General features: G+C 46.1%; 7 protein-coding genes. 3 read left to right on the top strand and 4 right to left on the bottom strand.

Annotated elements, in window-relative coordinates; genetic code table 11:
* Positions 1 to 23: 23 nt before the first annotated feature.
* Together VK958_RS05795 and gap are read right to left on the bottom strand one after the other, a co-directional pair.
* The gene (locus VK958_RS05795) at positions 24 to 1217 is read right to left on the bottom strand and encodes a phosphoglycerate kinase (protein ID WP_325239754.1); all 1194 of its coding nucleotides are present in this window, start codon (positions 1215 to 1217) and stop codon (positions 24 to 26) included.
* A gap of 94 nt (positions 1218 to 1311) precedes the next feature.
* Complete coding sequence (gene gap, locus VK958_RS05800; protein WP_325239755.1) at positions 1312 to 2313, bottom strand: type I glyceraldehyde-3-phosphate dehydrogenase; 1002 nt, start codon at positions 2311 to 2313, stop codon at positions 1312 to 1314.
* 206 nt (positions 2314 to 2519) lie between these two features.
* Between gap and msrA the strand changes: the two genes are divergently transcribed.
* Positions 2520 to 3029 (top strand): peptide-methionine (S)-S-oxide reductase MsrA, encoded by a 510-nt coding sequence (gene msrA, locus VK958_RS05805; RefSeq protein ID WP_325239756.1) that lies wholly within the window; start codon positions 2520 to 2522, stop codon positions 3027 to 3029.
* A 14-nt stretch (positions 3030 to 3043) separates the two neighbouring features.
* Here the strand turns inward: msrA and VK958_RS05810 are convergent, their stop codons facing one another.
* Both VK958_RS05810 and VK958_RS05815 read right to left on the bottom strand, forming a co-directional pair.
* Positions 3044 to 3586 carry an RNA pyrophosphohydrolase gene (locus VK958_RS05810; RefSeq protein WP_325239758.1) on the bottom strand — a complete coding sequence of 181 codons (543 nt, stop codon included), beginning with the start codon at positions 3584 to 3586 and terminating at the stop codon, positions 3044 to 3046.
* A gap of 141 nt (positions 3587 to 3727) precedes the next feature.
* Positions 3728 to 4447 (bottom strand): hypothetical protein, encoded by a 720-nt coding sequence (locus tag VK958_RS05815; protein ID WP_325239760.1) that lies wholly within the window; start codon positions 4445 to 4447, stop codon positions 3728 to 3730.
* 246 nt (positions 4448 to 4693) lie between these two features.
* On the opposite strand from VK958_RS05815, the gene VK958_RS05820 reads away from it, so the two are divergent.
* Positions 4694 to 5665, top strand: a complete 972-nt coding sequence (locus tag VK958_RS05820; RefSeq protein ID WP_325239762.1) for a YncE family protein — start codon at positions 4694 to 4696, stop codon at positions 5663 to 5665.
* Between the two features lie 162 nt (positions 5666 to 5827).
* Entirely contained in the window at positions 5828 to 6373 is a 546-nt protein-coding gene (locus tag VK958_RS05825; protein WP_055826870.1) for an SRPBCC family protein, read from the top strand.
* The last annotated feature ends 478 nt before the right edge of the window (positions 6374 to 6851 follow it).

Below are 6851 nucleotides of genomic sequence, written 5' to 3' on the forward strand. Positions count from 1 at the left end.
GCGGGATAATTAATGAATCTGGATTAACTGGCGCGCGCTTCCAGAATAGCCACTGCCGGTAAGGTTTTACCTTCGAGGAACTCGAGGAAAGCGCCGCCTGCAGTAGAAATATACGAAACCTTGTCGTAGATATCATATTTCTGAATAGCGGCAATGGTGTCACCACCACCCGCCAGCGTGAATGCCTTGGTTTCTGCAATGGCTTTGGCTATGGTTTTGGTGCCATCGCCAAACTGGTCAAATTCAAATACGCCGACCGGGCCATTCCACACCACAGTACCCGCATTCATGATGATATCGACCAGCTCAGCCGCCGATTTCGCGCCAATATCAAAAATCATGTCGTCGGCTTCCACTGCATCTGCAGATTTTTTGACTGCCGGCTCGTTGGCATCAAACTGCTTGCCGACCACCACATCCTTTGCAATCGGCACACAGGCACCTCGATCAGCCATTTTTTTCATCAAACCTTTGGCAGTATCGACCAAGTCATCTTCGCACAAAGACTTGCCCACTTCATGACCATCTGCCTTAAGGAAAGTATTGGCAATGCCACCGCCTACCACTAATTGATCCACTTTATCAGACAGGCTTTCCAGCACGGTCAGCTTGGTAGATACTTTAGAGCCGCCGACAATAGCCACGAATGGCCTAGCTGGCGCCAGTAATGCTTTACCTAATGCATCTAGCTCTTCCGTCAGCAGAATACCGGCACAGGCCACAGGCGCAAATTTGGCAATGCCGTGGGTAGAGGCTTCAGCGCGGTGCGCGGTGCCAAAGGCATCCATCACAAATATGTCGCACAAAGCAGCATACTTTTTGGCAAGTGCATCATCATTTTTCTTTTCGCCGACATTAAAACGGCAGTTTTCCAGCAGGATAAGCTGGCCATCTTCTGTGCCCAAGCTATCAGCCGGTGCATTGGAAGCCAACCAGTTTTTTACCAGGCGCACGGGTTGCCCAAGCAGTTTGCTCATGACATCAGCCACTGGCTTGAGGGAATTCTCTTCTGAATAAACACCCTCTTCAGGACGACCCAAATGCGAAGTCACCATTACTTTGGCGCCCGCTTTTAAGGCAAACTCAATGGTCGGCATGCTGGCCACAATACGCGCATCGCTGGTGACCACGCCATCTTTTACCGGCACATTTAAGTCAGCACGGATAAACACACGCTTGCCGCGCAAATCAAGGTCGGTCATTTTGATGAATTTCATACATGCGCTCCGTAGCGATCAATATCAATTAATAATTAAATAGGCAAATGGATTATGACAGATATGCAAACGGGGCAATAAGCCCCGTATTCATTTAAGCAATATGTTGAACCAGGCGCAACAGGTTGCAGGTATAACCGTATTCATTATCGTACCAGCCGATCACTTTTACAAAAGTAGGATCCAGCATCAAACCCGCATCCGCATCAAACACACTGGCGGCCGGGCTACTGCGGAAGTCTGTAGAGACTACTTTATCACTAGTGTAATCCAGCACACCTTTTAATGCACCTTGGGAAGCTTGCTGCATGGCTTCACAGATAGCTTCATAAGTGGTTTCTTTGCTCAGCTCTACAGTCAGGTCAACGACAGACACATCGGCAGACGGCACGCGCATGGACATACCAGTCAGCTTCTTATTTAGCGCAGGAATCACTTTACCCACTGCCTTGGCCGCACCGGTACTGGAAGGAATAATGTTTTCAAAAACACTACGGCCGCCGCGCCAGTCTTTCTTGGAAGTGCCATCAACAGTCAGTTGTGAGGCAGTTGCTGCATGAATGGTGGTCATCAGGCCGCGTTTTACACCAAAATTGTCATGCAGCACTTTGGCTAAAGGCGCCAGGCCATTGGTGGTACACGAAGCAGCAGAAATAATGGCTTCGCCCGCATACTCCTGGTGATTCACGCCATAGACAAACATCGGCGTGTTATCTTTACCCGGCGCAGATTGCACCACTTTTTTCGCACCACGATTAAGGTGAGGCTGACACGTGCCCTGCGTTAAAAACGCGCCGGTAGATTCTACGATCACTTCCGCGCCGCCTTTGGTCCAGTCAATATTATTAGGGTCACGTTCTGCAGTCAGCTGAATGCGCTTGCCATTCACTATCAAATTACCATTGTCAGCCTCTACGGTGCCTTGAAAACGGCCATGCACGGAATCATATTTCAGCATATACATCATGTATTCGATGTCATACGAGCTATTGATGGCAACCACCTCAATATCATTAAACTCGGATTCTTGAACAGCAGCACGCAAAACCATGCGCCCAATCCGTCCAAAGCCATTAATCCCCAACTTGACAGCCATATTTTTCCCCAAAACATGCAATAGAACTAAAACTCAGCATTTTAACCTAAACCTCCTATACTGGACAGATTGTAAGTGGTTGATTCCATACGCGAGACCATAACAAAGAGGTTGCGAAATATTTTTAGTTTCTCGTTAGCCCTTTTTTAATTTTTTCTTGTCTTAAATTTTGTTTTTTCACGCCTTGGAAAGTGAGTGTTTTTAATATGCCAGACAAAATAATCCTTGCCGGTGGTTGTTTCTGGGGAATGCAGGATTTATTCCGCCAGCTACCTGGCATTGTCAGCACGCGCGTCGGCTATAGCGGCGGAGATGTGCCAAATGCGACCTATCGTCATCATGGTGATCATGCTGAAGCGATGGAAATTCTATACGATGCAGAGCGCATCAGTTTGCGACAGCTATTAGTGTTCTTTTTCAAGATCCATGACCCGACTACATTCAACCGCCAGGGTAATGACATGGGGCCGTCATATCGCTCAGCGATTTTTTACCTGACCGAGCAACAAAGACAAACCGCTGAAGAATTAATTGATGAGATGAATCACTCAGGCATCTGGCCAGGAAAAGTGGTCACTGAAGTGACGCCAGCCAGTGATTTCTGGGTAGCCGAGCCAGAGCATCAGGATTATCTGGTCCGCTATCCGCAAGGCTACACCTGCCACCGGATCCGCCCAGAATGGATATTGCCGCGTGATTTAACTGAAGCAGTTTGAAATATTAAACAGCACTATTCATCACCCATTGTAGGTAAGGCATCGTTGGCCGGCTTGCGCGCCTTGCCGCCATATCGCTTGGCAGGGTTGCGCAAAAAAGCAGCTAACTCGTTCAGCGCCAATTGGTAAACATCGCGCTTGAACTCGATCACATCGGCCAGCGGCACCCAATACTCACTCCAGCGCCACGCATCAAATTCCGGATGTTCAGTGGCACGTAGCGACACATCGGAATCCCGGCCTATCAATCGCAATAAAAACCAGATTTGCTTCTGACCCTTGTAACTACCGCGCCATTCGCGCTTGATCCAACTAGTCGGCACTTCATAGCGTAGCCAATCCCGGGTACGTCCCAGGATTTTGACATGGTCGGGCCTGAGGCCAACTTCTTCCATCAATTCGCGGTACATGGCCTGCTCAGGGGTTTCACCATACTTGATGCCTCCCTGAGGAAATTGCCATGCATGCTCTTTGATACGTTTGCCCCAAAACACCTGATTGTGGGAATTACATAGAATAATCCCCACATTAGGACGGTATCCATCACGATCTAACATAAAAACTGCCTTCAATATTTACTGCAATTTTTTCACACTTTACAGTTTAATGAAAGGATATCCATGGTGCCTTGGATGAAATGGCTGGCAGGTAATGAAAAAGCCCACCAAAGGTGAGCTTTTTCATGCTTAGACTGCTAATCAGAATCTACGGCGTAATGACAAAGCACACATCAAAAGCAATCCTGTAAATAGCATGGCTGAAGTCTGCGCTTCAGGCACCGGGATGACGGTCGCACTTACAAAAGTGAAGTCTGACTGGTTGGTACAGTTATGGCAAGAATGTTTGGCCACACCAGGTGATGCACTAAATACGATGCTATCGACTGAGCGGAAGCCAAAAGGATTGTTCAACAGCCATGCGCCGGTGCCACCATCCACAGCGCCACTACCGAGGGATAATGGAGAACCCTCACCTGTCCAGCTCGCAGTATGTTTGCCAGTTGCCGTTAAATAAAAAGTATCACTGCCTCCGTCGGCAAAATTCACCAGGAATTTTGCGACCTCTTTCACATCACTGTATTCAGGGCCGTCAAACAGCAAACCGATTGTCAATGTTGAAAAGATGACTTCTTTAGAAAAAGTGCCGGTCAGTGTTTCATCAATATCAATCTCGCCGACAGTTCTGCCACCAGAAATACCTACACCGGTCATTCCATCCTGCGTCTTTTTCTGGAAAGATCTGCTACCAACAAAAGTGGCAGAAGTCCCGTCTGAGAAAGACGTGCTGTAACTCGATTGCCCATTTACAAAATCAGCACCTAACACTGTACCTGTAGTTAACGCATTAGCAGAATGCGCTGCAACCAGGAAAGATATTGCCAATATCAACCTGCTACCAAAAGAAAATGTGTTTTTCATTTCAAAACTCCTCTATATCATTGTTAAATAATCCCCATACTTATTGTAGGGTAATTAATGCATCAGGAGTTTTTCCTGCCCTGCAAAAAGGGATTAAAAACCCTTAATTTTCATACATTTACAAAATCCAATCTTAATTTGTTGCTTATAAATACAATTTTCTGCAATCTCTGCTGTCAACCCGATATAAGTCAAAGCGTTTTCCAGCCATGAACCTTATTTCGAACTCATTACGTATCCAAACCAATGCATAGACGCAAACCGAATTTCCGGCATATCAGCCTGGGCATATTGCTAACATTGCTGTGGAGTTTGAATACGGCTGCAGGCAATCTTGCTTACATCACCAATCAAGGCAGTGATTCCGTGTCTGTCCTCGATATTGAGAACAAAAAAGTCACACACACCATAGAAGTCGGCAAGGCGCCTGTTGGCGTGGCAATTGCCAGCAAACAACAGCGTGTGTATATCAGCAACGCCAATAGCCAAACGGTTTCTATTATCAATAGCCGTACACAGAAAAAGATCCAGGAAGTACCGGTGAATATCCAGGCAGTGGGTATTACCCTAAGCCGGGATGAGAAAACACTTTATGTGGCCGACTGGGGTGGTGCGCAGGTAATTGCCATCGATACTGCGCATTTAGAGAAACAAAAAACGTTTAAAGCAGGCAAGACACCTTCTGGCATGGTAGTTAGCGCTGACAATAAAAAACTGTTTATTGCCAATCGCGACAGTGATGATGTGACCGTGGTTAATACACGAACGCTGCAAACCATTGCGCAAGTCAAAGTAGGCATTCATCCGTTTGCGCTCACCTTAAGCCCTGATGGCAAGACAATATTTGTCGTCAATGTAGTCAGCAACACGCTGACGTTGATGAATGTAGATTCCTTTCAGACCAGTACCATCAAAACCGGGCAGCACCCTTATGATGTCGCCATCAGTCCCGATGGGCGTCTGGCGTATGTCAGCAACAATCATGCAGAAAGCGTGTCTGTCATTGATATTGCCACTGCAAAAACGGTCAAGACGATTGAGGTCGGCGAGTTTCCTGAAGGCATTGAATATGACAAAGCGACACAGCAAGTTATCGTCGCCAACTGGGGGTCAGATACAGTGTCGATTATCGATGCAAAGACCAACACGGTGACGAACACCGTTGCTAGCCCAAAACTTTGCCGCTCGTTCGGGCAATTTATTCTGGAAGCAAAGTAATGAGTCATGCTTCACCATTTCCCTTTTTCAGTTTTTTCACAGGATTGCCCATGAACTAGTCGCAAAGAGTCGTTTTTTTAGGTAAAGTCACGGGTTATTTTAAAACTCAAAAGACTGATTACTTTTTAGCTTTAAAACATCTGTAAATATCAGGAGATTGAAATGAAAAAAATATTTGGCATCATTGCCGTTTCTTTATTGCCATTGATTCCATTGACGGCAGCTGCGCACGGTGCCGCGGCATTACGTTTTGAAAAAACTGTCACCATCAAGGCGCCACCGGCAAAAGTGTGGGCCTTGCTGAAAGACTTCGGCAACGTACAAGCCTGGCACTCCGGCGTTGAGTCTACAAAAGTAGAACAGAAGAAAGACGAAAACGGTGATGACACCACTTACCGTACCGTCAAACTGAAAAATGGCGGCACCATGTATGAAAAACTGCGTTCAATTGACGACGCAGGCATGCGCCTGAAATACGAGTACATCCTGGACAAAAGCACATTACAACTTTCAAACTTTTATCCAACCGTTTCTGTGACAGCCAAAGGCAGCGAAACAGTGGTGACGGTAAAAGGCAGCTACACTCGTGCTGACTCTTCCAACATCCCAAAACCGGAACAAAACGATGATGCAGCCACTAAAGCCATCAACGAGTATTTTGATCCAGGTCTGGAAAGCCTGAAAAAGGTAGCCGAATCGGGAAAGTAATCAGCCAGGGTTCTGGAAAAAGTTCGCAAGGCAACAGTAAACCCTGGTGGAAATTCTGGTAAGTCTTACGCTGTAACTGTTTAAGTTTTTGCAAATGCAGAATCAGGCCAAAAGTCTGACACTGTTAAAAATAAAGGGATTGTGTACCACACAATCCCTTTATTGCATTCTGACCACCTTGATAGAACTGACAAAAAACATCACCCCTGATGCCAAATATGGACTCACCCTGTCACTTTTCGTCATTACACCTGTAGTGAATCTACTCCTTAGAAATGCATTTCAATTCAGTGGAATAAAGCATAAAAGTCATTTAATTCTTTTTTTTCAATCACTTATTGCATCAAATACAGACTGGCACAGCTGTTGCTTATAGATACCCGAACACTGTTGGAAAAGCAGTGGCTGAACTAGAAGATGTTCACTTTAAAACTTGACTTGAAGGAAATATGATGAAAAAACACGTACAACAAGGTTT

This window comes from Methylophilus sp. (genome assembly GCF_035460085.1).
In the GTDB taxonomy this organism is placed as follows: Bacteria; Pseudomonadota; Gammaproteobacteria; order Burkholderiales; family Methylophilaceae; genus Methylophilus.